The organism is Streptomyces sp. NPDC056224 (assembly GCF_042267665.1).
Lineage (GTDB): Bacteria > Actinomycetota > Actinomycetes > Streptomycetales > Streptomycetaceae > Streptomyces.
This window is the reverse complement of sequence record NZ_JBHJTK010000001.1, coordinates 1-26,694: the sequence shown is the minus strand read 5'-3', so window position 1 is coordinate 26,694 and position 26,694 is coordinate 1. Positions and strand designations below refer to the sequence as shown.

The window sequence follows — 26,694 nt, the reverse complement described above, 5'->3', positions numbered from 1 at the left end:
GGCGAGCGCTGTCCGACGGCGGCCCGCGCCCGGCAGGAGAGGACACCATGGCCCGTTACGCTGCGCCCGGTACCGAGGGGGCGCTCATGTCGTACGCGTCCCGCTACGGCCACTTCATCGCCGGCGAGTACGCCGAGCCCGCCCGCGGTCAGTACTTCGCGAACCCCTCCCCCGTCAACGGGCAGACCTTCACCGAGGTCGCGCGCGGTACGGCGGAGGACGTGGAGCGCGCTGGACGCGGCACACGCGGCCGCACCTGCCTGGGGGCGGACCTCCGCGACGGAGCGGTCCACGATCCTGCTGCGCATCGCGGACCGGATGGAGCAGAACCTGGAGGCGCTCGCCGTCGCGGAGACGTGGGAGAACGGCAAGCCGGTACGGGAGACCCTGGCGGCCGACATGCCGCTGGCCGTCGACCAGTTCCGCTATTTCGCAGGGGCCCTGCGCGCGCAGGAGGGAGCCCTGAGCCAGCTCGACGACGACACCGTGGCGTACCACTTCCACGAACCGCTGGGCGTGGTCGGCCAGATCATCCCGTGGAACTTCCCGATCCTGATGGCGGTGTGGAAGCTCGCCCCCGCGCTCGCGGCGGGCAACACGGTGGTGCTCAAGCCGGCCGAACAGACCCCGGCGTCGGTGCACTACTGGCTGAGCCTGGTGGTGGACCTGCTGCCGCCGGGCGTGGTGAACATCGTCAACGGCTTCGGTGAGGAAGCCGGGAAGCCGCTGGCCTCCAGCCCGCGCGTGGCGAAGATCGCCTTCACCGGAGAGACCGCCACCGGGCGGCTGATCATGCAGTACGCGGCCGAGCACCTGAAGCCGGTCACCCTGGAACTCGGCGGCAAGAGCCCGAACCTGTTCTTCGACGACATCTGGTCGACCGACGACGACCTGCGCGACAAGGCCCTGGAGGGGTTCACCATGTTCGCCCTCAACCAGGGCGAGGTGTGCACCAGCCCGTCGCGCGCCCTGATCGAGCGGGGCCGGTACGGGGACTTCCTCGACGCGGCGGTAGCGCGAACGGAACTGATCGTTCCGGGCCATCCGCTGGACACGGACACGATGATCGGCGCGCAGGCCTCGGAGGAGCAGCTGAAGAAGGTCCTGTCGTACGTGGAGATCGGCCAGAGGGAGGGCGCGAAGATCCTCACCGGCGGACTGCGCCAGGAACTCGACGGCGACCTGGCGGGCGGCTTCTACGTCCAGCCGACCATCTTCGAGGGCGACAACCGCATGCGGATCTTCCAGGAGGAGATCTTCGGGCCGGTGGTGTCGGTGACCTCGTTCCAGGACTTCGACGACGCGGTGCGGATCGCGAACGACACGGCCTACGGCCTGGGCGCCGGCGTGTGGACCCGTGACATCAACACCGCCTACCGCGCGGGCCGCGCGATCCAGGCGGGCCGCGTCTGGACGAACTGTTACCACGCGTACCCGGCGCACGCGGCCTTCGGCGGCTACAAGCAGTCCGGCATCGGCCGCGAGACCCACAAGATGATGCTGGAGCACTACCAGCAGACGAAGAACTTATTAGTAAGCTATTCCCCCAAAAAGCTCGGCTACTTCTAAGAAGCTGAGCATGGTGCCTGACCTGCGCAAACGGTCGGCCAGGCACCGCGGCCCTGGTCTCGAGACGGCTACCGAAGTCGGGTGATCGCAGAGTTCACTTGCCTCCGATATCTCACTTCATAGAGAAGATCCGGGCCATGCACGGGCCGGCGCGATCGCCACGCCCGCCTCTCCGGTCCCGCCACGGCCGGGCCCCCGGGGCGGCCGTGGCGGGGATGCGGTGGCCCATGGTCGAGCGGCCGCTCCCGAGGGCCGAGGGCAGGGCATCCGTCAGCCCGTCAGGGACTTCCACATGGTCAGGGGTCGGTCCTCGACCGTGATCTGGTCCTCGTGTCCGTGGCCGTCGCGGATCACGATGATCCGGTACTGGTCCTGGTGGAACACCCAGAACAGACTCATTCCGTTGATCCGCTGCATGTCCGGGACCGCGAGGAATTCGTCGACCCGTGTGATCCCGGTCAGTGATCGCCACAGGTCGAGCCCTCGGTCGCCGCGCTCGAGGGCGTCCTGGTGCATCCTGCCGTCGGCGACCGAGATGAGCCGGTAGACCTGACGACCCATAAGGGTGTGGAAGACCCAGTAGTGGCTCTTGCCGTTCACCCGCTGCATGTCGGGCACCGGCAGGAAGGCGTCCACCCTTTCGATGCCGCTGAACGAGGCCCAAGCGGAGAGCGAACGGTCCGGCAGGTCGGTCCCGGCCGCCTGCTCGGGAAGGAGCCCGGACTCGGCGCCGTCGGCGATCCAGATCCGCCGGTAGACCTGCCGGCCCTCGACGGTGTGGAACAGCCAGAACCGGCTGCGGCCATTGATCCGCTGTTCGTCCGGGACGGGCAGGACCGCGTCGACCTTCGTCACTCCGATGTAGCACGGCCACATGGTCAGCGGCCGGTCGGGGCGCTCGATGACGTCCGTGTGCTCGTCCCCGTCGGCGATGGAGACGGCTCGGCAGACGGCGCCGTCACTGCCCGCCCCATACGCCCAATACCAGCTCTTGCCCTTGTCCCGTTGCATGTCGGGGATGGGCAGGAAGGCGTCGGTCGGCCGGACTACGGTGGGCGGCTTGTCGGTGAGCCGGCCGTCACCGAGCAGCCGTAGCAGGGTCAGCGAGGGAGCGAACGCGTAGACGGACCCCTCGGTGAAGACGAACTGGCTCAGGCTCAGCTGCGTGGTCTTGCCTGGGGTCTCGTAGCTGAGCTTGCCGGCGGCGCCGACCATTCCGTCAGGGCCGGGTTTGTTGGTCCGGTTGGGTGGGAAGTCCGGGCTGTCGATCCATGCCTTCTGGATGAACTCGAACTGCTGCACAAGGTCCGACTGGTAGCAGACGAAGAGCAGGCCGCGCTTCTCGTCGGGCCCTCCGGGGCCCTCCGAGGCGGGGTCGAAGGGCGCGCCGTACGGGGCGCCGCGGCGGATGATCCGGCGGCGGTCCATCACCGGATTCTCGTCGAACGGCGGATCACCGGGCTTCTCCTGCAGGCCGTCCCGGGGGTTGGTCTTGCGCAGGTGCGAGAAGAGCGGGGTGATGAAGCCCTCGGGGTCGTTGCGGTAGCCGAAGTCGTTGTCCTCCCCGGCCAGCGCGCTGGAGGGTCGGTCGGCATTCGGGCACGTGGCGACGGGGGTGCCGGACCGCCACCGGCCGACGAGGCGGGCGGCCAGCCACTCCGTGGTGGCCTCGGGCGGCACCACCTTGGCCTGCTTGAGCGCCTTCAGCTGACCGGCGACCTGGAACCAGAAGCCGGGGACGTCCTGGCCGAGCCGGCGCACCACCTGGAAGCTGCCGTTGTCAGCCCAGTCGGGCGTCTCGTGCGGCACGCCGCCGACCCGGTCGTGCCCGACGACGAACTCGCCGGGCGGGATCAGCCGGGTGCCGTGATGTCCCTTGACGTACGCGGGCTTGACGGGGTCCGGCTCGTCGAAGCCGATGACACCGGGCTCGCTGACGCCGTCCTTGAAGCCGAAGTGCTCCTTCCCCCTCCGGCTGCCGGTCAGGGTGGCGGCGTCCTGCTGGAACACGATCACGATCTTGGCCGCGGCGCACGCCTCGCGCTGCTGTCTGACCGTCGCCAGGAGGTCCTGGACGGTGTCCGAGGCGACGGTGAGCACGGCGTGGACGACCTGACCCTTGCCGTTGCCGAAGAGCCACATCTCCGGCGAGCTGTCGCCGGTGTCCCCGAGTGCCCGCTTGTCCGAGCCCTGCTTGAATGCCTCCAGGCCGCTGCCGGGCTTGACAGAGGGCAGCGGATCCTTGCCGGTCAGCTGCCGCAGGCCCTCGTAGGTGAAACTGACGTTGATCCAGGTGGCCTTCAGTGCCTTCGGGTCGTCGCCGGCCGAGGCCTTCCTGGCCTTGCTGAAGGCGGCGTTGAAGACGGCCACCTGCCGCGTCGTGGAGATCTGCGGTTCCAGCGCCTTGACCCAGGTGCGCGCCCGCGCCGCGTCCTCGAACTTGAGGAACAGCAGGGTCATCCGGTCCTTCTTGAAGCCGGCGATCACATCGCCCTGAATGTCGTCGCTCTCACGCAGCTTGAGATCGTCCACCATGCTCTCTCCAGAAGATCGACACCTCCACGCCGATGCTGCGCAGAGTAATCAACAACGTACGCGGCACTCCCACGCCCGCCCGCCGACCGACTGGCCGATTACGCCGACCGCCCCCATTCACGCCTCGAATGCGCTGGTAGAGGGCGTGCAGAAACCTTTGGGTTGGTCGGAGTCACCCGCCTGCACGTCTCGGGGTGACAGGCGACCGGCGCGCCTCAACGCTGAATCTCGTCACTGTGCGTGAACATGTGGCAGTCCCGGCGCAGCCCATGTCAGCCGTGTCCCTCCAGTCGGGGCCGCTGTGCCTTCCTCTCGCCAGCAAGGAGTCCCATGTCCCGCAGCAATCCGCGCCTACCCGCCCGCCGGAGGCTCGCCACGGCGATCTCAGTCTGCGCCGCCACCGCGATGGCCGTGTCCATGGCCCTGGCGTCGGCAGGCCCCGTACTCGCCCACACCGGTCACGGAGACGAGGGCGATGCCGTCCCGTACGGCCCCGCCTCCCGGGCGGCGAGCGCACCGGTCACCGTCGACCCGGAGGAGGCTGCGACGCTCGGCAAGGAACACGCCGAGGAGCACGCCCGCACCCGGATGGCCATGGCCGGCGTCGGCGAGTACCCGCAGACCACCCGTACGGAGCGGCTCAAGGCGCTGACCGCCTCCCAGGAGAAGGCCAACGCGTCCTTCGACGCGGCGGAGTTCGGCCGGTTCCAGGAGTACTTCCAGTCCCCGGACTTCGCGGCCCACATCGCGCTGCTGCCCACCGGCAAGGTCCTGCTGTTCTCCTTCGAGCGGATCGAGACCAACCCGCAGAATGAGCCCGCCCCCACCCAAACCATCGGCAAGGAGAACGCGGGCCGCGCCTGGATCTGGGACCCCGCCAAGGGGACCGGCGCCAGCGCGTTCACCGAGAAGAAGCCGCCGGTCATCAACATGCCCGACGGCAAGAACGAACCCCGCCCGGCCCCGTTCTTCTGCGCCGGCCACTCCTACCTGCCCAACGGCATGCTCGGCGTCTTCGGCGGCAACCTTGGCGGCAACGGAGGCAGCGGCGCCAAGCTGTCCCTGGTCTTCGACCCGTGGGCGGAGGAGTGGTACCTGAACAAGGACATGTCCGTCGGCCGGTGGTACCCGAGCGTGGTCACCGGCGCCGACGGACGCCAGGTGATCATGTCCGGTCAGTCGGAGCTCGGCTGGGGCACCCCCACCCCCGTCGTCGAGCGCTTCCCCGCCGCGACCCACCAGGTGCCCTTCGAGAAGTCGGTCAAGCCGATCGGCTGGGGAGTGGACCAGCTCAAGACCGAAGCCCCCTTCAAGTGGGACTATCCGCAGCTGTTCTCGCTGCGCGACGGGAAGATCTACGGACTCGGCCGCTCCGTGGACCAGCAATGGCTCTTCGACACCGCCGCCGACACCAGGACCGACCTGCCGAACCGCCCGGACATCAACAAGGCCAAGCCGGGCCCGGACGGCGGGGAGTGGAGGCGCAACTACGGCTCCGCCGTGCCCCTGCCGGCCGGCTTCAGAGGCCCCGACTCGGTCCTGGTCCTCGGCGGCGACCGCAACGACCCGAACACCTACCGTCTGGCCGGCGGCAAGTGGAACACCGAGAAGCCCCGCGCCTTCGGCCGTACCCAGGACGACACCCTGCTCCTGCCGAACGGCAACCTGCTCACCGTCAACGGTGCCTTCGACATCCGCGACTACGGCAACGGGCCGTACAACCCCAACGCCGACCTCAAGTACCGCCAGGTCGAACTGCGCGACGAGAACGGCGACTGGAAGCTCGGCCCCGTCCAGCGGCTTCCGCGCGGCTACCACTCCAACGCCGTGGTCCTCCCCGACGGCCGAGTCATGGTCACGGGCGACGAGCTCCAGCAGCTCGCCAACGACCCCGACATCACCGACAACAACAACGGCAGCATCGAGATCTACGAGCCCGCCTATCTCCACCAGGGCAACCGCCCCGCGCTCGGCCTGATCTTCAACCCCAGCGTCGCCTACAACGAGAAGATCACGGTCAGCACCAGCACGCCCAGCGACGTCACCCGCGCCGTCCTACTGGCCCCGACCACCGCCACCCACTCGATCAACACCAGCCAGCGTCACCTCGAACTACGCATCAAGAGCCGCAGCGGCAACTTCCTGGAGCTCCAGGCCCCACCGACCGCCGCCGCGGCCCCGCCCGGCCACTACATGCTCTTCCTCCTCAACGAGGAAGGCGCACCGAGCAAGGCGGGCTGGATCCAGCTCAAGCCCCCGACGGTCGCCGCGGGTGCCACCGCCACGAAGGCGAAGACCGGCGGCTGACACCCGCCGGCACCTCCGGGACGAACCCCCAGCCTGGTCGCGGGACACGGCTGGGGGCACTCCACGCGTACCGCCCACGTGAGCCCCGCTGCCCCTCATGGTGGCCGGGGGATGGGCGGGCGGCCGGTGCAGCCAGCTCCCCGGCACGGCCGGGGCCTGGGCACAGTCGCCGCCGGACTTCCACCCACGGCTCGTCCGCCGACCAGGCGAGCTCGGTGGGCAGGGAGTCGCCGAGCAGGCCGACGATCGCGTCGTACCCGGCCAGTTCCGCGGGGGCGCCCTGAAATCCCGGTGCCGAACACCACCCGTCGGTGTCGAGTAGATCGCCCGGCACAAGCGCCCACACGCCGTGGCGGTGCGAGAGGCACACCAAGAACCTGCTGGTCAGCTACTCGCCGAGGAGGCTCGGGTTCTTCTGAGCGACCCAACCGGCCGCTGGCACGGAGGCCACAGAACGCCCGCCGCACCGCCGGCACCCTCGCCGTGATCCTCGGCTTCCCGCACGAGAACCTCGCGCCGCCTACCGGGCCGTCGTCAGCGCACCACGGAGGGCGAACTTCCTTCCCTCGTCACGGAGCTGCTCGACCGGCACGGGGCCGCACAGTCGCCGTGCCGCTCGCGCGACATCCGAGGGCTGTGGGCCTACCGAGTCGGTGTGGGTCCGCCTGTCGCACAGGGACCCGAACGGCCCCTACCGTCGACAGGGGCATGGACGCAGCCTGGGAGAGTCGGCGTGGCCGATCCCTCAGCCGGAAGGCGGGCAGCAAACATGAACGCGCAGACCAGGGGCGATCCCGAGGATACGCGGGTGCTGGTCGTGGAGGACGACCGGGGCATCGCGGAGTCCTTGGTGCGCGGTCTGGGGCAGGCCGGATACGAAGCCGAGAGTGTGCCGACCGGGCGGGCGGCCTTGTCGGCGCCCACACCCGACGTCGTCCTGCTGGATCTGGGCCTGCCGGACATCGACGGTGTGGAGGTGTGCCGGAGGCTGCGGGCGCGTTCGGACGTCGCGATCATCGCCGTGACCGCGCGGGGTGAGGAGGCGGACCGGGTGGTGGCCCTGGACGAGGGTGCCGATGACTATCTGGTCAAGCCGTTCGGTCTTGCCGAGCTGTTGGCGCGGATCCGGGCCGTGAGGCGCCGTCGGCGTCCGGCGGAGCCGGAGATCCTGCGGCACGGGCCGCTGACGGTCGACCTCCGGACCCACCAGGTCGCGGTCGACGGGCGCGAGGTGACGCTGACGCCCAAGGAGTTCGCGATTCTGGAGTGCCTGGCCGCCGATCCGGGCCGGGTGGTGAGTCGGCAGCAGATCCTGGAGCGGGCGTGGGACGCCCACTGGTACGGGCCGACGAAGGTACTGGACGTACATGTTGCGGCGGTGCGCCGCAAGCTCGGCGTGCCGGGGCTGGTCGAGACGGTCTACGGGCAGGGGTTCCGGCTCGGGGCGGTCGACGTGCCGCAGGAGCGGTCGTGACTCGTCGGATCACGTGGACACTGTTGGTCCTGACCTCCGTGCTGCTGGTGCTGGCGGTCGTACCGCTGGCGGTGTCGCTGACAGCGCGTGAGCACGTGGCCTATCGCGACAGCCAGCGGGCGGCCACGCGTGTGATCGCAGCGGCCGCCGAGGAGCACCTGTCCGACAAGAAGCCGCCGACCGTCATGCGCCAGGAGTTGGACGCTGCGGCCCGGGCGGGGGACTGCGCAGCGGTGTACGACGCCGCCGGGCGCCTGGTGGCCAGTACCCCGTGTACGGCGGCCCAGGGCGAGGAGGCGGAGGAGCTGGTGGAGGCGGTGCTGGCCGGGCATGAGCCGGAGCCGCCGGAGCTCGAGGGGTCGTTGCTGGCCGCGGAACCGGCCGGAGAGGTGCGCCGCCCTACCGGGGCCGTCGTGCTGGCTCGCTCCGCCGGCCCACTGGATGCCCGGACTATGGCGATCTGGGGCTGGTCCGCGACGGTCGGTGTCGCGGGTCTTGCCGCGTCCGCGCTGCTGTCCGTACGGCTCGCCCGCTGGGTCAGCCGCCCGTTGTCGACGCTGGACGCCAGCGCCCGGAGGCTGGGCGAGGGCGCCCTCGACGCGCGGGCCGAGGTCGGGGCCGGCCCGCCGGAGGTGCGTCGGCTGGCCGCCACCTTCAACACGATGGCGGCCCGCACGGAGGCCCTGGTCCACGGCCACCGGGCCGTGATCGCCGACGTGTCCCACCAGCTGCGCACCCCGCTGACAGCGCTGCGGCTGCGCGTCGACGTCCTGGCCGCCGAAGCCGAGGGAGACACTGCCGCGGAGCTGGGCGCCGCGCAGGAGGAGATCGCACGGCTGTCCCGACTGGTCGACGGGCTCCTGGCGGTCGCGCGCGCCGAGCAGGCGACACCGCGCCCGACCGCGGTGCGGGTCGACGAGGTGATCGCCGAGCGGGTGGCCGCCTGGTCGCCCGTCGCTGAGGAGCACGGCGTCCGGCTGGCCGCCGCGTCTGAGGGGCCGGCCCTGTCCATCGCGCTGGGCGCGGGTCATCTGGAGCAGATCCTCGACAACCTGATCGCGAACGCCGTGGAGGCCTCGGACGCCGGCGGGAGCATCACCCTCGGCCACGGCACGGTGCGGGGTATGGCCCGGGTGTTCGTGCGGGACGACGGTCCCGGGATGAACGACGAGGCGAAGGCGGTGGCCTCCCGGCGGTTCGGCAACCCCGAGGCCAGGGGCACGGGCCTGGGGCTGGCCATCGTGCACCGGCTGGTCACCGTCAACGGCGGTACGGCACGCCTTGAGGACACCCCGGGCGGCGGACTGACCGTCGTACTGGATCTTCCTCTCTGGCCTGAGGACGGGCACGGGTGGAACGAGGCGTAGAGCTTTCCGGTGCAGAGATCTTTACCGGTTCTGAAGGAGACGTGAGCGAGTTCCCAGGGGCCGTGAGCACAGCCTGGAGATGCACGCAGCCGATCCGGGCCGCCGATTCTCCAGGAGCGCCGCCATGGACCCCTCCTCCGACGAATTCCAGACGGAACCGGCACCCGCCGCTTCCTCGAAGGCGCGCGATCACGGTCTGCGCCGCAGCCGCCGCACCACCCGGTGGATCGCGGTCACGTCCGCTGCGGGCGCGGTGGCCCTGGGCGGCTTCTACACGCACCTGCTGCCGGACGATTCGGCAGCCCCCGCGCCGACAAACGCGCCGGTGCAGAACCCCACACCGCCGACTGCCGCCACCGTGGGGAAGGACGACGAGGGTCGCGAGGAGCCGAACAGCCACGAGGACGACGCGGATGATGACGAGGAGGGCGCGGCTCCGGTCACAGAACCGGCTCCGCAGCCACCGGCCCAGCCGCCCGCCGTAGCACCATCGGCTCCGCAGCCACCGGCCCAGCCGCCCACCGCCACCCGGCAGCAGCCACAGACCACGACGGGGGCGTCATGACCACCTGCCCCTCGGCGCCCGTTCCCGCCCGGATCATCTTCCCGGCTCTGGGCACCACCGCCGCCCTGCTCGTCACCGACCCGGGCGCCCTGCCTGCCGCGGAAGCGGTGCTACGCGCCGAACTGGCCGCCGTCGACCGCACGTGCAGCCGCTTCCGCCCGGATTCCGAACTCAGCCGCGTGAACCTGAACGCAGGGGTCACGACGACGGTCAGCGACTACTTCGCCGAGGCCCTGGAGGCGGCCCTGCGAGCCGCCCGGCTCACCGACGGCGCGGTGGACCCGACCGTGGGCAGAGCGGTGATCGCGCTCGGTTACGACCGCACTTTCGCCTCCGTGCGCCCCGAGGACGCCCGCCCTGTGCCCGTGGCCCGGCCGGCGCCCGGCTGGCGGCACATCGCCTTCGACCCGCGCGCCCGCCGGCTGCGGCTGCCTGCGGACACCCGCCTCGACCTGGGCGCCACGGCCAAGGCCTTGGCCGCCGACCGGGCCGCCCGGCAGGCCGCCGCCATGACCGGCTGCGGCGTTCTCGTCAGTCTCGGGGGCGACCTGTCGACCGCTGGGCCGGCGCCCGAAGGCGGCTGGCGGATCGCCCTCGCCGACGACCACGCCCACCCTGACCCACAGGGCGGTGCCGCCGTGGCGGTGACCGGCGGGGCGCTGGCGACTTCCGGTATCCGGGTGCGCACCTGGCGCCGCGGCGGACGGGTCCTGCACCACATCGTCGACCCGGCCACCGGAGAGCCCGCCGCACCCGTGTGGCGCACGGTCAGCGTCGCGGCCGCCGCCTGCGTGGACGCCAATGCCGTCAGTACGGCTGCGATCGTGCTCGGCGAACGGGCCCTGCACTGGGTGCGGGGCACCGCCCTGCCCGCCCGGCTTACGGGCCTCGACGGCACGGTCGTACGTCTCGGCGGCTGGCCGGCCGACTCGCACGCACCCACACCCCCGGGCGCCCCGGCGACCGGCACCGGAGGCCCACGATGACGACTGTGGCCTTCACCGGCAGCCCCCTGTGGTACGCCAGCCGCGCGGGAGGCACCCTCGCCCTGATCCTCCTCACCGCCACCGTGGTGCTCGGCATCGCCTCCGGCGGACGGACCTCGCCCCGTCGGATCGGCCGCTTCGAGATCGGGCTGCTGCACCGCAACCTGTCCCTGCTCACCCTGGTGTTCCTCGCCCTGCACGTGGCGACAGCGGTCCTCGATCCGTTCGTCCACCTGAGCTGGGCCGTCTCCGTCGTGCCGTTCGGCGCGTCCTACCGGCCGCTCTGGCTCGGACTCGGCACGGCCGCGTTCGACCTGCTGCTCGCGGTCCTCGTCACCAGCGCGCTGCGGCACCGCCTCGGCGTGCGCCGCTGGAAGGCCGTGCACTGGCTGGCCTACGCGGCTTGGCCGACCGCCCTCTTCCACGGCGCCGGGACCGGCACCGACACGCGGCTCCCCCTCCAGCTGTGGCTCTACGCCGCCTGCCTCGCGTCGGTGGCCGGTGCCGTGGTGTGGCGCCTGGTGAAGGCCGGTCCGGGGCGGGTCGCCGGGCGCCTGGCGGCCGCCCTGGCCACGACGGCCGCACCCGTGGTGCTGGCCGCGTTCCTCGCCACGGGGCCGCTGCAGCCGGGCTGGGCGCAGCGCGCAGCCACGACGACGATCCTGCTCGGGGGCGGACGATGAACTCCCAGGCCGTGGAGCCCTGCGCACCCGCCACCGACCCGACCGAGCCGGACGGCACCGCCGAAGCCCGGCTGCTGGCCCCCTGGTACGCCACGGGGCGGCCGGCCACCCTCGCCGATCACCTCAGGCACCACGGGGCCGCCCCCGTCGGCACCAGCGCTTCCTCGCCCCTCGTGGAAGCGGTCGAGGCGGCCGGACTCACCGGGCGCGGCGGCGCCGGGTTCCCCACCGCGCGCAAGCTGCGGGCCGTGGCGGATCGCGGTGGCCGGGCCGTTGTCGTCGTCAACGCGATGGAGAGCGAACCCGCCAGCCGCAAGGACCAGTTCCTGCTCGCCGTCGCGCCCCACCTCGTCCTCGACGGCGCCGTCCTGGCCGCAAGGGCCGTCGGTGCCGACACCGTCCACGTCTGCCTGCCCCGCACCCGCACCGCCCAGTACCGGCAGTTGAGCACGGCCCTGGACGAACGGCGGCGCGCCCGGCTCGACCCGGTACGGCTGCGACTGCACGCCCTTCCGCACGCCTACGTCTCCAGCGAGTCGACCTCACTGGTGCGCTGGCTCAACGGCGGACCGGCCCGCCCGCAGGGCAGCCCGCCCCGCACCCACGAACGCGGCGTCGCCCGTCGCCCCACCCTCGTGAACAACGCCGAGACCCTCGCCCACCTCGCCCTCATCGCCCGCCACGGACCTCACTGGTTCCGGCAGACGGGAACCCCGCACGAGCCCGGCACCCTGCTCGTCACCGTGACCGGCGCCGTCGCCGCCCCAGGCGTCCAGGAGATCTCGTTCGGCACCCCCCTCGCCACGGTCCTCGACCGCGCCGGAGGACCCACGGAACCCGTGCGGGCGGTCCTGCTGGGAGGCTTCGCCGGCACCTGGCTCCCGGCGGAACACCTGCACACCCCCTTCACCCGGCGCGACCTGGCCCCGCTGGGCGCCGCACCCGGAGCGGGCATCCTCATCGCCCTTCCCCACTCGGCCTGCGGGCTGTCCGAGACGGCACGCGTGCTCGCCTACCTGGCCGCCCACGGCGCCGGCCAGTGCGGCCCCTGCCGGTTCGGGCTGACCGCCGTGGCCGAGGACCTCGCCCAGCTGGCCGCCGGACGGGCCGACCCTGACGTGCTGCACCGGCTGCACCGGCGGGTCGGTCTGCTGCCGGACCGCGGCGCCTGCCGCCACCCCGACGGCGCCGCCCGCCTCACCGCCTCCGCACTGCTCGCCTTCGCCGCCGACGTCGACCGCCACGTCGCCCACGGCGCCTGCCCCGCAGCCTTCGGAGCTCCGCGGCTGCCCGTACCGGCCCCCACTCCCCCGGAGACCTGGCGATGATCCCCACCCGGACCCTGCACATCGACCGCATCGCCTGCACCGGACGGGGCCTGTGCGGCGAACTGCTGCCCGAACTGATCGACCTCGACGAATGGGGCTACCCCATCGTCAAGGACCGGTCTGTCCCCGACCACCTGCGCACCCACGCCCGCCGGGCCGCCGCGGCCTGTCCCGTCCTGGCGCTCCACCTCGACGCGGGGCGGACGTGACAGGCATGCGTCGGCCCCGACCATCCGGCCCGGCAGAAGGGCCGGACGGCCCCTGCCGCCGAGGTCACTGCCGCGATGGGATGGAGGGACCGAGCCCCGCGGTCGCCGCACCGCAATGATCGAGGTGCGCCATGAACCCCACCGCAGCAGGTCTGCGCCGCATCACCGCCGCAATCACCTCCGTGCGGCTCGAACCGGTCCTGCTGACCGTCACCGCGGCGGCGCTCACCGGCGGCGGCATCGCCTGGCTGGTCGGCGCACACCGCCTCTCGGACCTGTTCTGGGCTCTGGGAACCGTCGTCGCCATCGTGCCCGCCGTGGTGTGGGTGCTCGCCGCGGTGCGCCGCGGACACGCGGGCGTGGACCTGATCGCCGTACTCGCACTCGGCGGGACCCTGGCCGTGGGCGAGTACCTGGCCGGTGCCCTGATCGCCCTCATGCTGGCCACCGGCCGCACGCTCGAAGCCGCGGCCCAGCGGCGGGCCTCGCACGACCTGCGTGCCCTGCTGGAGCACGCGCCACGCTCGGCACGCCGCCGCACGGAGGCCGGGGTGGTCACGGTGCCGCTCGCCGAGGTCGCGGTCGGCGACCTGCTCGTCGTCGGCCCCGGTGAAGTCGTGCCCGTCGACGGCCGTGTGGAGAGCGCCGCCGCCGTCCTGGACGAGTCGGTACTCACCGGTGAGTCCCTCCAGGTCGAGCGGCCCCGGGGCGAGACGGTCCGCAGCGGCGTGGTCAACGCGGGCGGCGCCTTCGAACTGCGGGCCACCGCCACCGAGCAGGACAGCACGTACGCGGGAATCGTGCGCCTGGCCCGCCAGGCCGGCGCGGAGTCAGCGCCGGTCGTGCGGCTGGCCGACCGGTACGCGGCCTGGTTCCTGCCCCTGTCCCTCGCGGTGGCGGGGCTGGCCTGGCTGACGAGCGGCTCCGCGGTACGCGCGGTCGCCGTCCTCGTCGTCGCGACGCCCTGCCCCCTGCTGCTGGCCGCCCCGGTCGCCATCGTCTCGGGTCTCTCCCGCGCCTCCCGTCTCGGCGTGGTCATCCGCGACGGTGGAGCGCTGGAGAACCTCGGCCGCGCCCGTACCCTCCTGCTCGACAAGACCGGCACCCTCACCCGCGGCCGCCCCCGTGTCCTCGACGTCACCGCGTCTCCCGACATCACCCCCTCCGAAGTCCTGCGTCTGGCGGCGTCGGTCGACCAGTACTCGCCTCACGTCCTGGCCCAGGCCATCGTCGACACTGCCCGGCAACGCGACCTTTCGCTCTCCCTCCCGACGGACGTCACCGAGGTGCCCGGACGGGGCGCCACCGGCAGCGTGAACGGCCACCGCGTCTCCATCGGCCGCCTGGGTCCCGACGACGTACGGCCCCCATGGGCCAGGGCGGTCGACAACCGGGCGCTCCTCGACGGCGCGGCCGTGGCCTGGCTCTCCGTCAACGGACAGCTCGCCGGTGCGATCCTGCTGCGCGACCCGCTGCGCCACGACGCCCCGCGCACCCTGCGCCATCTGCGTGCGGCCGGCATCCAGCGGCTCCTCATGCTCACCGGCGACCGGGCCGCACCCGCCCACGAGGTCGCCGCCGTCCTCGGCCTCGACGGCGTGCTCGCCGAACTCAGCCCGGCCGACAAGGTCACCGCCGTACGCGACGAGCGTGAGCGCGCGGTCACCGTCATGGTCGGCGACGGCGTCAACGACGCCCCCGCCCTCGCCGCCGCCGATGTCGGCGTCGCCATGGGCGCCCGCGGTTCCACGGCCTCCTCGGAAGCCGCCGACATCGTCCTGACCACCGACCGCGTCGACCGCCTCGCCGACGCCGTCACCATCGCCCAACGCTCCCGCCGCATCGCCGTGCAGAGCGCCCTCGGCGGCATGGTCATGTCGCTGGCAGCCATGGCCGCGGCTGCCGCAGGTCTGCTCCCGCCCGCCGCCGGCGCGCTGCTCCAGGAAGCCATCGACGTCGCCGTGATCCTCAACGCCCTGCGCGCCCTGCGCGTCGACCAGGCCGCGCGTCCGGCCCTCACCCCCGCCACCGAAGCCCTCATCCACCGCTTCGCGGCCGAACATGACGATCTGAGGGACGTCCTCGACTCCGTACGCGACGCCGCCGACCGCCTCTCCGACACCCCCGGCCCGAACGCCCTGAAGGCCGTGGAGGAAACACACCGGCTGCTGACCGAAAGGCTCCTGCCCCACGAATACGCCGAAGAGCACCAGCTCTACCCGGCCCTGGCCCCCACCCTCGGCGGACCCGAGGCCACCGCCACCATGAGCCGCGCACACACCGAGATCGAACGCCTCTCCCGCCGCATCGCCACCCACCTGCAACTCGCCCGCACAAGCGGCGCTCTGGCCCCAGAACAACTCGACGACCTGCGCTCCTGCCTCTACGGCCTGAACACCGTCCTACGCCTGCACTTCACCCAGGAAGAGGAGAACTACTTCTCCCTCGCACCGTGAAACGACGGGCGCCCCTCGGCGGATGTCCGCCTGCGGGCCGCCGTCCCTTCGCGTGTCAGGCGAGCGTGAGGAAGAGTTTCTCCAGTTCCTGTTCGCTCATCGGGGGTGCGCCTTCCTCGCTCTCGGCGAGGCACTGACGCATTCCACTGGCGACGATCTTGAATCCGGCCCGGTCGAGGGCGCGGGAGACGGCGGCGAGCTGGGTGACGACGTCCTTGCAGTCGCGGCCGGCTTCGATCATGGCGATGACGCCCGCGAGCTGTCCCTGGGCACGACGCAGCCGGTTGAGGACCGCGGTCGCCGCTTCTTCTTCTACCTTCACCGGACTCCTCCTCATCGGCTGTCGGCTCAAGGATACCCCTTGGGGTATGACGCTCAGGAGTGTGCGGCAGGCTCCCGGGAGCCTACCTGGGGTGCGTCCGCGGCTGGCCGCGGGCGGCGTGCCCGTACGGTGGCCCAGGCCACGGCCGCGGCCGCGGTCAGTCCGGCGCCGGTCCAGGTCGGGGGGCCGGCCCAGAGGGTGTGGGGCAGTTGCCGGCCGAGGACGAAGACGCCCATGACGACGACGAACCAGCCGAACGCCTTGCGGAGGGTGTCCTGGGGGATGCGCCCGGCGAAGCGGCTGCCGATCAGGCTGCCGACGACGGCCGCGGCGGTGACGGCCAGGGCCAGGTTCCAGTCGATCTGGACCCCGTTGAGGTGGCCTGCGAGTCCGGAGAACGACTTCATGGCGATGACCAGGAGCGAGGTGCCGACGGCGACGCTCATGGGCAGTCCGCCGAGCAGGGCGAGGGCGGGGACGACGAGGAATCCGCCGCCGGAGCCGACCAGGCCGGTGACCGCGCCGACGACGAGGCCCTCGGCGATCACGTGTTTGACGGGGAGCTCGCGGTGGACGGGCTTGGCCGCCTTCGGCTTGCGGGGCTTGCGGAGCATGGCGGCGGCGGTGGCGAGCATCATCAGGGCGAACGCGATGAGCAGGGCGGTGCCGGGGATGTACTCGGCGAGGCGTCCGCCGCCGTAGGCGCCGGCCATGCTGACCGCGCCGAAGATCAGACCGGTGCGCCAGCGCACCCGCCCCGCGCGAGCGTGCGGGACGAGCCCCACCAGGCTGGTGGCGCCGACGACGAACAGGGAGGTGGCGATGGCCTCCTTGGTGTCCATCCCGGCCAGGTAGACCAGGATCGGCACGGTCAGGATGGACCCGCCGCCGCCCAGGATGCCCAGGCTGACGCCGATCAGTACGGACGCCGCCAGGACGAGCGTGATCACGAGCGGTCCCGCAGGGAGGCGATGACCGTACGGATGTCGGTGCGCGGGCCGCGATTGTAGGGCAGCTTGGACAGCAGCATCCCCATGGCACAGGTGTTGCTGAGCGCGGCGAAGGTCAGCCCGGCGCCGATGACGGTGCCGATCAGGTGCGCTCCGGGCACGAACACGCCCACGACGCCGGTGACGAGCACGATCGAACCGGCGATCAGGCGGACCTGGCGCTCCAGGTCCCAGCGCGCCTCGCCCCGGTTGACGGGGGCGCCGACGGCCTCCCAGGCCGTCATGCCGCCGTCGAGGACGCGCAGGTTGGGCAGGCCGGCCTCGGTGAGCGCCTGTTCGGCCTGGGCGGCGCGGGCACCGGAACGGCAGACGAGGACGACGTCCTCGTCGAGGTGGGCGAGGAGTTCGGCGCGGTGCTCGCGCAGGGTGCTCAGCGGGACGTTGTAGGCGCCGGGGATGTGGACGGTCCGGAACTCGCCCGGGGTGCGCACATCCAGCAGGCGCGGTCCGCGTCCGTCCTTGATCAGCTGCTGGAGGGCGGCGGGGGCGAGGCCGGCGACACGGGAGGCGTCGGTCGTCATGAAAACTCCGTAGTGGTGAGGTGACCCCGCACAGAAATACGGGGCGGGGTGTGTGTGAGGTCAGGGGCGGGCCGATGCCCGCGCAAGAAGAGCCCGTCAGGGCAGAGGGCCTTCCCGCAGGGGCGCAGGCGGTTCGTCGCGGCCGGGAAGGGCCGGTATGTCGGGGCGGCGACCGGTCAGAGAGCCGCGGGGGTGTTCGACAGGGCCCAGGCTGCGTAGCCGCCGAGGATGTCGGAGACGTCGGTGAAGCCGTGGTGGCGCAGCAGGCTCGCGGCGATGGAGGAGCGGTGGCCGCCCGCGCAGTGCAGGACGAGGGGCGTCTCGCGCGGGATCTCGTCGAGGCGACGGGGCAGCTCGCCGAGTGCGATGTGCAGGGCGCCGTCGATGAAGCCGTGCTCGCCGCGCTCGCCGCAGTTGCGGACGTCGATGACGACCGGCGGGTTGTCGCTCTCCAGGGCTGCGCGGACCTGGGCGGCGGTGAGGCGGCTGGCCGGGGCGACCTGCTCGGCCATCGCGGTCAGAGCGTCGTCCGGGGAGCGCAGGTAGCCGGCCACGCGGTCGAAGCCGATCCTCGCGAGGCGGGTGACGATCTCCTCCTCGCGGTTCTGCGGGGCGAGAACCAGCAGGTCGGCGTCGGTGGGCAGGACGGTTCCGGCCTGCTCGGCGAAGCGGCCGTCGGCCGGGACGTTCACAGAGCCGCGCAGGTGTCCGGCGGCGAACTCCTGCGGGTCGCGGGCGTCGACGACGACGGCACCGGAGGCACGGAGGCCGACGAAGTCCTCGACGCTCAGCGGCCGCGGGGCGGCGGCCGGGTCGAACAGCTCCCGCTCCTTGCGGTTGAGCTCGGCGTCGTAGGCGAAGTAGCCGGGAGCCGCGGACTGGCCGGCGGCCACGATTCCCACGAAGTCGGCCTGCGACATGGGCACGCACGCGTAGTTGGTGGCCCGCTGCTCGCCGATGGTCGACTGCTTCTCCGTGGACAGGTTCTTGCCGCAGGCGGACCCGGCGCCGTGCGCGGGGAAGACCCGGACCTCGTCCGGCAGGCCCATCAGCTTGTTCTGCACGCTGTCGTACAGCATGGCGCCGAGTTCCTCGGCGGTCACGCCGATGGAGGCGAGCAGGTCGGGGCGGCCCACATCCCCGATGAACAGGGCGTCGCCGGTGAGCACGCCGTACGGGACGGCGTCCTCGCCGCGCTCGTGGACCAGCACGCTGATCGACTCCGGCGTGTGCCCCGGCGTCTCCATGATCTCCAGGGTGACGCCGCCGAGGCTGATGATTTCCCCGTCGGCGAGCTTGCGGATGGGGTACTCGGTCTCGGCGCGACGGCCGTAGCCGATCCACGCCCCGGTCTCGGCCGCCATCTCGAGGTGGCCGGCGACGAAGTCCGCGTGGAAGTGGGTGTTGATGACGCCGACCACGGTGAAGCCGTGGGCCTCGGCGTCCGCCAGGTACTCCGAGACGTCCCGGCGGGGGTCGACCACCACGGCCCGACCCGTGGTCTCGTCGGCGATCATGTAGGACGCCTGCGAGAGGCAGTCGAGGTAGTACTGGGCGAAGAACACGGAAACCTCCGTAAGAGACGGCTCAGATACCCTGGGGGGTATGCGAGAGGCCAAAAGGTGGCCCGCTCCCCGAAGGGGCGGGCGCGAGAGCGAGGAAGGTCAGACCGACCCCGGAGCGGACCCCGTCACCACCGGCCGACCACTGCCGACCCAGCCCCGGGTCCCGCCGGCGACGGAAAGGGCATCCAGGCCGGCGACGGCGAGCCGGTCCGCGGCCCACTGACTGCGGTTGCCGCTCGCGCAGATCACGTACACCCTGCGACCCCTGGGCACGTGAGGTAGAGCGGCGGCCAGGGCGGACAGCGGAGCGAGGCGCGCGCCGGGCACATGCCCCGCCCGGTACTCCTCCGGCTCCCGCACGTCGACGACGTCGGCGCCGGCGCCCCAGGCGGCGGCAAAGGTTTCCAGGTCCACTTCACGAGCCATGACGGGATCCACCTCCAGATACCCCCCTGGGTATTACACGATCGACCGTAGAAGCCGCCGCCGCACTTGTCAAATACCCCCAGGGGTATTGGATCGCGGAGCGATCCCCCGGCGCACGGAAACAAAACAGCCCGAACACCAGTTGAATCCGCCATACCCCCACGGGTATGCGAGAGGAGAGTGGAACCCATGCCGACCGTCGAGCTGACCAAGGAAAACTTCGAGGAGACCGTCACGGGCTCGGAGATCGTGCTGATCGACTTCTGGGCCGGGTGGTGCGGGCCCTGCCGCATGTTCGGTCCCGTCTACGAGAAGGCAGCCGAGCGGCACCAGGACATCGTCTTCGGCAAGGTCGACACCGAGGCGCAGCCGGAGCTCGCCGGCGCCTTCCGGATCTCCTCCATCCCCACCCTGATGGCCGTACGCGACCGGGCCGTGCTCTACGCACAGCCCGGCGCACTGCCGCCGCAAGCCCTGGAGGAACTGATCACCAGGATCCGGTCCGTCGACACGGACGACGTACACCGACAGGCCGCCACCCGCACGGCCGAGCGGAACTGACGCCCGGAACCTCACCACGAGATCACGGCCGAAGGACTTCGAACGGTCCCTCAGCGCCTGTCGTCCGCCTTCGGACGGGCGCGTCAGGACATCATGCTGCTGTTCGCGGCCCCGCCCTGGGCCGACCTCCAGCAGCACGACGACCCAGGTCGGCCACGCGCCGGCGCGGTCGCCATCGGAACAGAGAGGTGAAGACCATGCCCTACGACCGCACCATCAAGGTCGCCGGAACCTTCCACGAGACGGCGGAGGCCGTCCGCCGCGCCCTCGCCGACCAGGGCTTCGGCATCCTGACCGAGATCGACGTCCGGGCCACGCTCAAGGCGAAGCTCGACCACGACATGGAGCCGTACCTGATCCTCGGAGCGTGCAACCCCCCACTCGCCCGTCAGGCCCTGGACGCCGACCGCTCGGTCGGGCTGCTGCTGCCCTGCAATGTGGTGGTCCGCACCGACGGCGACCAGGTGATCGTGCAGGCGATCGACCCCTCCACCATGGTCACGCTCACCGGCGTCGACGCCATGGCCCCGGTCGCGGACGAGGCGGCGCGACGCCTCGACGCCGCACTCGCCACCCTCGCGGAGGCCAGTGCGTGAGCCGTCGGGACGCCGTGCAGAGCTGACCACCGCCCGCCCCGAGGCCGCCGCACGGTACGCGCCGACGTGGCTGTCCCCCCGACCCGGCCGGTGGCGAATCCCCAGGTCTGCCGAGTGCAGGAACAGAGTTCGCCGACGGCCCCGCTCTTCCGGGGGGCCGCGACGAACTGGCTCCCGGCGGGATGCGGCGCAACGATGGAGGCACGGACCGACCGTCGGCCCCGTGCGGGAACCATCACGGCAAACATGCCGATGGTGAGCCCGGCGCGCATCACCACTGTCGCTCTCTACCGCCCGGCGCCATGTTCCCCGTGCATCGCTCAGGTGGCCGGCGGCCGCGAGAAGGGAGACACATCATGTCGTACGGCACGCAGGTACGGGACGAACTGCGGGCACCCGGCCGTGAGCTGCGGCGGGCGATCCCGCAGGTGTACGAGGGTTACAGACGGCTCCACGACAGCGCACTGGAACCCGGTGCGCTGGACGCCAAGACCAAGGAACTCATCGCGCTGGCCATCGCGGTGGGCAAGGAGTGCGACGGCTGCATCGCCCATCACGCCCAGGCCGCCGTCCGGCACGGCGCCACCGAGCAGGAGGCAGCCGAGGCGATAGGGGTCGCCATCTTGATGAACGGCGGGCCGGGCACGGTCTACGGACCGCGCGCCTTCGCCGCCTTCCGCGAGTTCCAGGAACAGCAGACCACCGCCGCTTGAGCACCCTGCCCGTGATACGCCCGGCTCGCCCCCGACAGCACAACTCCAGGCACGAGGGCCGTGACCACACAATCGGCCACGCCTCCGGCGCAGTGGCGACCACCCTCCAGCAGCCCCTGGTCAAGCACCTCCATCGGCTCAACCAGATCAGCCGCGCCATCCCGGCCCTCCAGATGGGCCAGTACTCCCCCAAGGGCGTCACCGGAGACACGGCATACAAGCGCCGCTACACCGACACGACCACCGGCGTTCCCGGCATGGTCTCGGTGTGGGGGGGTCTCGCGCCACGTGTTGGAGACCCGCCACGCTGTCGTCAACGGGCTAGGTGAGACCGACATCGAAGCGGGCTCGGCCCAGACCTCGCCCTCGCCATGGCCGTCCGAGGACGTAGCACGCCCAGTCACGCCGCGCCGTGCTCCGTGGGGTTTGATGTTCTTCAGTCGATCGGCGTTCTCGGTAGCGCGATCGTCTACTGCGTGGAGCGACCATGCGCCCGGCTGGTCCGTACGAGGGATTCCGGCGGAGAGTAATGAGGCTGCGATGAGTGAACTGACGAAGCCCGAGATCGAACTTCCGGAGGGTGATGCTCCCCAGGAGCTGACGATCCGGGACCTCGTCGTCGGGGACGGGCCCGAGGCGAAGCCGGGCAGGGTGGTCCGGGTGCACTACGTCGGGGTCACCTTCGAGTCCGGAACGGAGTTCGACGCCTCCTGGGACCGGGGCCAGCCGTTCAAGTTCGCCGTGGGTGGTGGCAGGGTCATCAAGGGCTGGGACCGGGGCCTCAGGGGGATGAAGGTCGGCGGTCGGCGCGAGATCATCATTCCCCCGCGCCTCGGCTACGGCAACCAGTCACCCTCGCCGTTGATCCCGGCGGGTTCCACGCTCGTCTTCGTGGTGGACCTGCTCTCCGTAGTCTGAGGAACGCCTGCTTCGCCCCGGCCTCTCCCCCAAGGAACCGGCTTCTTCCGGGGAGGTCAGCCGGCCTGCGGCACTGGCCGCTCCCCCGGCGCCCGCCTGCAACTCCACCTGCCCGGACGGCGGCGGGTGGACGCGCCCTACGCGAACCCACCCCACACCGCGGCTCCGCTCTCCGCGGCACCGGCAGTGGCGTCGATGCGGTACGTGTCGTCCTTCGCATCGCGTCCGCCGTCGGCGTGGTCGTACTGGCCGGCGAAGACGTGCTCGCCGGGCGGGACGGCCCTGCCGGGCTTGAGGGTCCACCGGTAGACGAGGAAGCCACCTTCCTGGCGGGCGGAGAGGTCGAAGTCCGCGGCGGGGCGGGTCCGCCAGCTACCGGTGGCCTTCACCCCCTCGGTGAGGGCGATGCGCAGCTCGACGACGAGCGCGGTGAGCGGCTTCCGCGCCTTGAGGGTGACGTTGCTCTGTGCCCAGTAGGCGTTGCTGTGGGGGTCGACGGAGCCGTCGGCCCACAGCGGACCGTCCTCGGTCCGGCTGCCCGCAGCCGTCGGTGACACCGCGCGGCCGTCGGCGGACGGGCCGTCGGCGGACGGGGCGGCGGCGGACGGGCCGTCGGCGGACGGGGCGGCGGCGGACGGGGCGTCGGCGGACGGGGCGGCGGCGGACGGGGCGGCAGCCGTCGGGTTCCGGGGCGGTTCCGGGTCGTGCACGGCGGCGACCACCATGAGGGCGCTCAGCGTCAGGGTTCCGGTGGTGGCCAGGGTCGCAAGGACGATCTTCGGCCAGGACAGGGCGCGGGTGCGCTCGCGGTCCCGCGGTCGGCGGGCGGTGCCGGGACGGGCCGTGCCGCGCTCGACCCGGGCCAGCATGCGGGCCCGGTCGGGCAAGTGGGCTCCGGCGCTCTCGCGCAACAGGCCGCGCAGTTCGTCGGTCACCGGCTTCCCCTTCCCACCAGCTCGCCGGCGGCCCGGGTACCGAGCAGCCGCTGCAGTTCCGCCGCCCCCTTCGAGGTCTGGCTCTTCACCGTACCCACCGATATCCCGAGCGCCGCCGCAGTGTCCTTCTCCGAGAGGTCGAAGGCGTACCGCAGTACCACGCAGGCACGTTTGCGGAACGGCAGCGTGTCCAGCGCGGCCCGTACGTCCATGACGGCGGCCATGTCCGGGCCGTCGGTCAGCTCCGGGCGGTGCGACCAGAACAGCAGGACGCGCCGCCGCTCGCGTACCGTGCTCCGGATCCGGCTGCGGGCGAGGTTGGCGACGATTCCGCGGGCGTAGGCAGCCGCGGAATCGGCACGGCGGGCCCTGTCCCAGCGGTGCCAGAGCGCGACCATCGCGTCCGCGGCGAGGTCATCGGCGGCGTCCGCCTCTCCGGTCAGCAGGTATGCCAGGCGGGAGAGTTCGGCGTGGTGGCGTTCGAAGAAAGCGTGGAAATCCGCGGCCGCCTCATCTTCGGTCATGGCCTCGGTACGGCCTCTCGGTGCGACGGCGGCGTTCTCAGGCAGGTGCCGGAGCGTAGCAGTCCGTTCGAGCACTCGTTCGGGCACCTCGGTTCGCCCGGGCCTGGTCCGCACGGTGACGCCCATCAGTCCGTCGGATCCCAGCCGTCGGTGCCGGCCAGGTAGGCGCGGGCGGTATGGGCCGCGGCCTGGTCCGGGCCGAGCTGGGGCCGGTTCGCCCCGGCGCCGGCGCCGGGGCCCGTGTTGGCGTACTCGGCGAACCGGGCGGACTTCCATGAGAAGCCCCCCATGTCGGTCCAGGGCCCCTCGGTCTTCACGGCTGCGGGCAGGCTCGTGTTGCGGATGACCAGCTGACCGACCGCGCTCGCGCCCGGGTGCCAGGGCCGGCCGAGGTAGTAGGTCCCGGGCCGGGCGGGGCTGCTGATCGTGCTGTCGGTGATGAGGATCCCGTACGGCTTGGCCGCGTCGGTGTTCGGCGCGGCGAGGTATCCGCCCAGTCCGCCGGCCGCGGCGCCGCGGTCGAGCAGGGTGATGTTGACGTGGTCGTAGACGGCGGTGGCGTTGCCGAAGACGAAGTCGACGTCCCCCGCGATGAAACAGTGACGGAAGTACTGCCGGTACTGGCCGGTGGCCGAGGGTGCCCAGTTGAGGACGGTGTCCTGGTGCCCGATGAAACGCGAGTCGAGGTACTTCTGGCGGTCGCCGGACGCGTTGACCGCCACGGCCTGCGTGTCCCTGACGTCCGGGTGCGCCGACCTCTCCCACGTGTTCTCGACCGTCACACCTGTGACGGTGATGTCGTTCGCCGAGAAGGTCGCGGTGGCACTGCCCGCGGTTCCGTACGTACCGCCGCCCGCCTTCGGCGTGCCGGAGGCGTTGTCGTAGGTGATGACGACGTCCTCGGCATTGCCGGTGGCGCCCTTGAGGGTCAGCCCGTGCTTGGAAGCGGGGACGTTCACCGTCTCCCGGTAGGTGCCGCGCGCTACGAGGACGGTGTCGCCCGCGGTGGCGGCGTCGACGGCGGCCTGCACGGAGCGGTGGGCTGCGGAGCCGTCGGCGGCGACAGTCAGCGTACGGCCGCCGGCCGGACCGGACGGGGCGGGAGCGGCCTTGCCACCGGTTTCGGTGAGGACGCCGGCGCCCGCCTTCCCCGCCAGCTTCGCCGGCAGTCCGGCGGCGGGTTCCAGTCCGGCGGTGAGGGTGGGCCGCCAGCCGACGGTGGTCTTGATCTTCTTCCCGGGGTTGGCGGAGTTGTGGGCGGCTACCAGGTCGACGGGGGCGCCGCCCACGAGGTTGCCGCTGCCCGCGATGGCTCCGGTGCCGTCGCCGCTGAGCAGTTGGGAGGTCTTCCGGTCGGAGGAGAGCTTCCAGTAGTTGTTCTGCGCGACGACCTGGGCGCCGGCGCGGGAGTTGACGCTGTAGCTGTGCGCGTAGCCCTCCGAGGCCGTGGTGTCGTAGTAGTTGTCGTACAGGTGGATCTGGCCCACGCGGGCGAGGGGGGCGCGCTGGACGATGCCCTGGAAGACGTTGTGGTGGAGCGTCACCCGCAGTTTGGTGTCTTTGTCGCTGCTGCCGATCAGCATCGTCTTGTCGTGGTTGCTGAACGTGTTGTAGCCGACGGTGACCAGGTCGGAGGCGTTGGTGATGTCGAGGGCGCCGTCGTGGACCTGGTACGCGCGGCCGAAGCGGACCGGGTTGGCGGAGTCCGGGTGCGGGGCGTCGGAGAAGCTGTTGTGGTCGACCCAGACATGGGTGGCGCCCCGCAGGCTGACGGCGTCGTAGGCGGAGTTCCAGTTGCCGGTGGAGCCGTCGGTCGGATCCCACTGCGGGAAGCAGTCCCTGACATCGGTGAGCGACAGGTTGCGGATGATCACGTTGTCGACGTTCTTCACCATCAGGCTCCCGCCGGTGATGCCCGCTCCGGTGCCGGGCACGCCGATGACGGTGGTCTGCGCCGGCACCGTGAACACCATGCGGGCGGCTTGCCTGGCCTGGGCCGTCCTGCGGGCGTTCTCCTGGGCGCCGGACGGCACCTTGGCACGCCCCCAGACCGCGGGATCGTAGGCCTTGAGGTAGGAGTCGAGCGAGTAGCCGGTGCCCGCGGCGTAGTCGCCGCAGCTCTGCGGCTTCCCGCTGTCGTCGGTGTTGGCGTCGATCAGGCCCTTGACCCGGACGATCCGCGGGGCGTCGGCCGGGCCCGCGGCCAGCGCCCTCGCCAGCTCGGCGCGGGTGGAGACGGTGAAGACGCGTGCTGCGGCCGCAGCCCGGCCGCCGGTGGTGCCCGAGCCGTTGGCGGCCCAGCCGTCGCGCGCGGGCAGCACGCCGTGGGCGAGGTCGGCGGGTGCCACGGCATCGGCCTTCACGACCAGCGGCACGGCGCCGAGACCGGCGGCGACCAGGGTGGCCGCTCCGACCAGGACGAGCCTTCGACGTCTGGTGGGGCGGCGGTGAGGGGAAGCGGACATGGGCGGTGGCTCCTTGGGGTGAGGCGCACTGTTCACCCCTCAGTTGCCGCCGGAGCCCGAAAGGTTGCCGGGCAAGGAAGATCGACGAGCGGCGCCACCCCGTCGAGCCCTGCCTCTGCGGCACCCCGGCGGGGGCCACCGCGTCCCCTGCGCCAGCCTCTTGAAGCCCGCCGGGACGTCCGGGACAGCGGCGCGGCCGGCCGGCTGGCCGGTCGGTCGGTCGGTCGACGACCGCGACACGAATCGGTGAAACGCTCCAGCCCTATCCCTGCACGCTCCTGAGCAAGCGGCGGAAAATTCTTGTGGCCATTACGTCGGGAGCCTTAGCTTCGAATCGTCTCGACCGAGAGACGAAATGTTCCGACAGGACCGGGCGGCACATCCCCCAACGGTTTCCATCGGAATTCATCTGCCCTGCTTGGAGGAATCGTGAGCGACATCCAGAATGCCAATGCGGAGACCACGTCGGACGAGTTCGACGCCGAGGTCGGCGATGAGGACCTGGAGGCCGTCTCGGGCGGTCTCGAGCGCATCTGACGTTCGTCCCGGCGGGGGGGGGGGGGGCCCCGCCCCCCCCCCCGCCCCCGCCCACCCGGGGGGCGGGGTTTGTCCAGGCGCGCCGAATAGCCGGCCCCCTGTCCGGGGGGCGCGGGGCCCGC

The 26,694-nt window shown here is 71.8% G+C and carries 22 protein-coding genes and 2 pseudogenes; 15 read left to right on the top strand and 9 right to left on the bottom strand.

Going from position 1 to position 26,694, the window contains the following annotated elements; all coding sequences use genetic code 11:
• Positions 1 to 47 precede the first annotated feature (47 nt).
• Positions 48 to 1,569 (top strand): annotated as a pseudogene (locus ACFCZ1_RS00120) (aldehyde dehydrogenase family protein).
• 270 nt (positions 1,570 to 1,839) lie between these two features.
• Here the strand turns inward: ACFCZ1_RS00120 and ACFCZ1_RS00115 are convergent.
• On the bottom strand, positions 1,840 to 4,104 hold the full coding sequence (locus ACFCZ1_RS00115; protein WP_376676022.1) for a Dyp-type peroxidase: 2,265 nt from the start codon (positions 4,102 to 4,104) through the stop codon (positions 1,840 to 1,842).
• Positions 4,105 to 4,434: 330 nt separating this feature from the next.
• Here ACFCZ1_RS00115 and ACFCZ1_RS00110 point away from each other — a divergent pair, with 330 nt between their 5' ends.
• From ACFCZ1_RS00110 to ACFCZ1_RS00070, 9 genes are all read left to right on the top strand, one after another.
• Positions 4,435 to 6,411 carry a galactose oxidase-like domain-containing protein gene (locus ACFCZ1_RS00110; protein WP_376676021.1) on the top strand — a complete coding sequence of 659 codons (1,977 nt, stop codon included), beginning with the start codon at positions 4,435 to 4,437 and terminating at the stop codon, positions 6,409 to 6,411.
• A 769-nt stretch (positions 6,412 to 7,180) separates the two neighbouring features.
• Entirely contained in the window at positions 7,181 to 7,885 is a 705-nt protein-coding gene (locus ACFCZ1_RS00105) for a response regulator transcription factor (protein ID WP_376676020.1), read from the top strand.
• On the top strand, positions 7,882 to 9,252 hold the full coding sequence (locus ACFCZ1_RS00100) for a sensor histidine kinase (protein ID WP_376676019.1): 1,371 nt from the start codon (positions 7,882 to 7,884) through the stop codon (positions 9,250 to 9,252). The genes ACFCZ1_RS00105 and ACFCZ1_RS00100 overlap by 4 nt, the downstream gene beginning before the upstream one ends.
• 124 nt (positions 9,253 to 9,376) lie before the next feature.
• Positions 9,377 to 9,817 carry a hypothetical protein gene (locus tag ACFCZ1_RS00095; protein WP_376676018.1) on the top strand — a complete coding sequence of 147 codons (441 nt, stop codon included), beginning with the start codon at positions 9,377 to 9,379 and terminating at the stop codon, positions 9,815 to 9,817.
• The gene (locus tag ACFCZ1_RS00090; protein WP_376676017.1) at positions 9,814 to 10,803 is read left to right on the top strand and encodes an FAD:protein FMN transferase; all 990 of its coding nucleotides are present in this window, start codon (positions 9,814 to 9,816) and stop codon (positions 10,801 to 10,803) included. Before ACFCZ1_RS00095 ends, ACFCZ1_RS00090 begins: the two co-directional genes overlap by 4 nt.
• Positions 10,800 to 11,486: a ferric reductase-like transmembrane domain-containing protein gene (locus ACFCZ1_RS00085; protein ID WP_376676016.1), complete on the top strand. Its 687-nt coding sequence runs from the start codon at positions 10,800 to 10,802 to the stop codon at positions 11,484 to 11,486. Before ACFCZ1_RS00090 ends, ACFCZ1_RS00085 begins: the two co-directional genes overlap by 4 nt.
• Positions 11,483 to 12,814 carry an NADH-ubiquinone oxidoreductase-F iron-sulfur binding region domain-containing protein gene (locus ACFCZ1_RS00080; protein WP_376676015.1) on the top strand — a complete coding sequence of 444 codons (1,332 nt, stop codon included), beginning with the start codon at positions 11,483 to 11,485 and terminating at the stop codon, positions 12,812 to 12,814. Before ACFCZ1_RS00085 ends, ACFCZ1_RS00080 begins: the two co-directional genes overlap by 4 nt.
• Positions 12,811 to 13,023, top strand: coding sequence for a ferredoxin (locus ACFCZ1_RS00075; protein ID WP_376676014.1), 213 nt, complete (start codon positions 12,811 to 12,813; stop codon positions 13,021 to 13,023). The genes ACFCZ1_RS00080 and ACFCZ1_RS00075 overlap by 4 nt, the downstream gene beginning before the upstream one ends.
• Positions 13,024 to 13,154: 131 nt before the next feature.
• Complete coding sequence (locus ACFCZ1_RS00070) at positions 13,155 to 15,479, top strand: heavy metal translocating P-type ATPase (protein WP_376676013.1); 2,325 nt, start codon at positions 13,155 to 13,157, stop codon at positions 15,477 to 15,479.
• Between the two features lie 55 nt (positions 15,480 to 15,534).
• Here the strand turns inward: ACFCZ1_RS00070 and ACFCZ1_RS00065 are convergent, their stop codons facing one another.
• From ACFCZ1_RS00065 to ACFCZ1_RS00045, 5 genes are all read right to left on the bottom strand, one after another.
• The gene (locus tag ACFCZ1_RS00065; RefSeq protein WP_376676743.1) at positions 15,535 to 15,816 is read right to left on the bottom strand and encodes a metal-sensitive transcriptional regulator; all 282 of its coding nucleotides are present in this window, start codon (positions 15,814 to 15,816) and stop codon (positions 15,535 to 15,537) included.
• A 38-nt stretch (positions 15,817 to 15,854) separates the two neighbouring features.
• Positions 15,855 to 16,751, bottom strand: coding sequence for a sulfite exporter TauE/SafE family protein (locus ACFCZ1_RS00060; RefSeq protein WP_376676012.1), 897 nt, complete (start codon positions 16,749 to 16,751; stop codon positions 15,855 to 15,857).
• Complete coding sequence (locus ACFCZ1_RS00055) at positions 16,748 to 17,332, bottom strand: rhodanese-like domain-containing protein (RefSeq protein ID WP_376676011.1); 585 nt, start codon at positions 17,330 to 17,332, stop codon at positions 16,748 to 16,750. Before ACFCZ1_RS00055 ends, ACFCZ1_RS00060 begins: the two co-directional genes overlap by 4 nt.
• 176 nt (positions 17,333 to 17,508) lie before the next feature.
• Complete coding sequence (locus tag ACFCZ1_RS00050) at positions 17,509 to 18,897, bottom strand: rhodanese-like domain-containing protein (protein WP_376676010.1); 1,389 nt, start codon at positions 18,895 to 18,897, stop codon at positions 17,509 to 17,511.
• Between the two features lie 99 nt (positions 18,898 to 18,996).
• Positions 18,997 to 19,323, bottom strand: a complete 327-nt coding sequence (locus ACFCZ1_RS00045) for a rhodanese-like domain-containing protein (RefSeq protein ID WP_376676009.1) — start codon at positions 19,321 to 19,323, stop codon at positions 18,997 to 18,999.
• A 189-nt stretch (positions 19,324 to 19,512) separates the two neighbouring features.
• On the opposite strand from ACFCZ1_RS00045, the gene trxA reads away from it, so the two are divergent.
• The 5 genes and pseudogenes from trxA to ACFCZ1_RS00020 all read left to right on the top strand — a co-directional run bounded on the left by trxA (position 19,513) and on the right by ACFCZ1_RS00020 (position 22,111).
• A complete protein-coding gene (gene trxA, locus ACFCZ1_RS00040) occupies positions 19,513 to 19,884 on the top strand; it encodes a thioredoxin (RefSeq protein WP_376676008.1) in 372 nt (123 codons plus the stop codon).
• 197 nt (positions 19,885 to 20,081) lie between these two features.
• The gene (locus ACFCZ1_RS00035) at positions 20,082 to 20,480 is read left to right on the top strand and encodes a DUF302 domain-containing protein (protein WP_376676007.1); all 399 of its coding nucleotides are present in this window, start codon (positions 20,082 to 20,084) and stop codon (positions 20,478 to 20,480) included.
• A gap of 356 nt (positions 20,481 to 20,836) precedes the next feature.
• Positions 20,837 to 21,193 (top strand): carboxymuconolactone decarboxylase family protein, encoded by a 357-nt coding sequence (locus tag ACFCZ1_RS00030; protein ID WP_376676006.1) that lies wholly within the window; start codon positions 20,837 to 20,839, stop codon positions 21,191 to 21,193.
• A 71-nt stretch (positions 21,194 to 21,264) separates the two neighbouring features.
• A pseudogene (locus tag ACFCZ1_RS00025) lies at positions 21,265 to 21,471 on the top strand (hypothetical protein); the annotation flags it as partial.
• Positions 21,472 to 21,733: 262 nt separating this feature from the next.
• Positions 21,734 to 22,111, top strand: coding sequence for an FKBP-type peptidyl-prolyl cis-trans isomerase (locus tag ACFCZ1_RS00020; protein WP_376676005.1), 378 nt, complete (start codon positions 21,734 to 21,736; stop codon positions 22,109 to 22,111).
• Positions 22,112 to 22,248: 137 nt separating this feature from the next.
• On the opposite strand, the gene ACFCZ1_RS00015 is transcribed toward ACFCZ1_RS00020, so the two are convergent.
• From ACFCZ1_RS00015 to ACFCZ1_RS00005, 3 genes are all read right to left on the bottom strand, one after another.
• The gene (locus ACFCZ1_RS00015; protein ID WP_376676004.1) at positions 22,249 to 23,046 is read right to left on the bottom strand and encodes a hypothetical protein; all 798 of its coding nucleotides are present in this window, start codon (positions 23,044 to 23,046) and stop codon (positions 22,249 to 22,251) included.
• Positions 23,043 to 23,570, bottom strand: a complete 528-nt coding sequence (locus ACFCZ1_RS00010; RefSeq protein ID WP_376676003.1) for a SigE family RNA polymerase sigma factor — start codon at positions 23,568 to 23,570, stop codon at positions 23,043 to 23,045. The genes ACFCZ1_RS00015 and ACFCZ1_RS00010 overlap by 4 nt, the downstream gene beginning before the upstream one ends.
• Before the next feature lie 125 nt (positions 23,571 to 23,695).
• Positions 23,696 to 26,035 (bottom strand): pectinesterase family protein, encoded by a 2,340-nt coding sequence (locus ACFCZ1_RS00005; RefSeq protein ID WP_376676002.1) that lies wholly within the window; start codon positions 26,033 to 26,035, stop codon positions 23,696 to 23,698.
• Positions 26,036 to 26,694 lie beyond the last annotated feature (659 nt).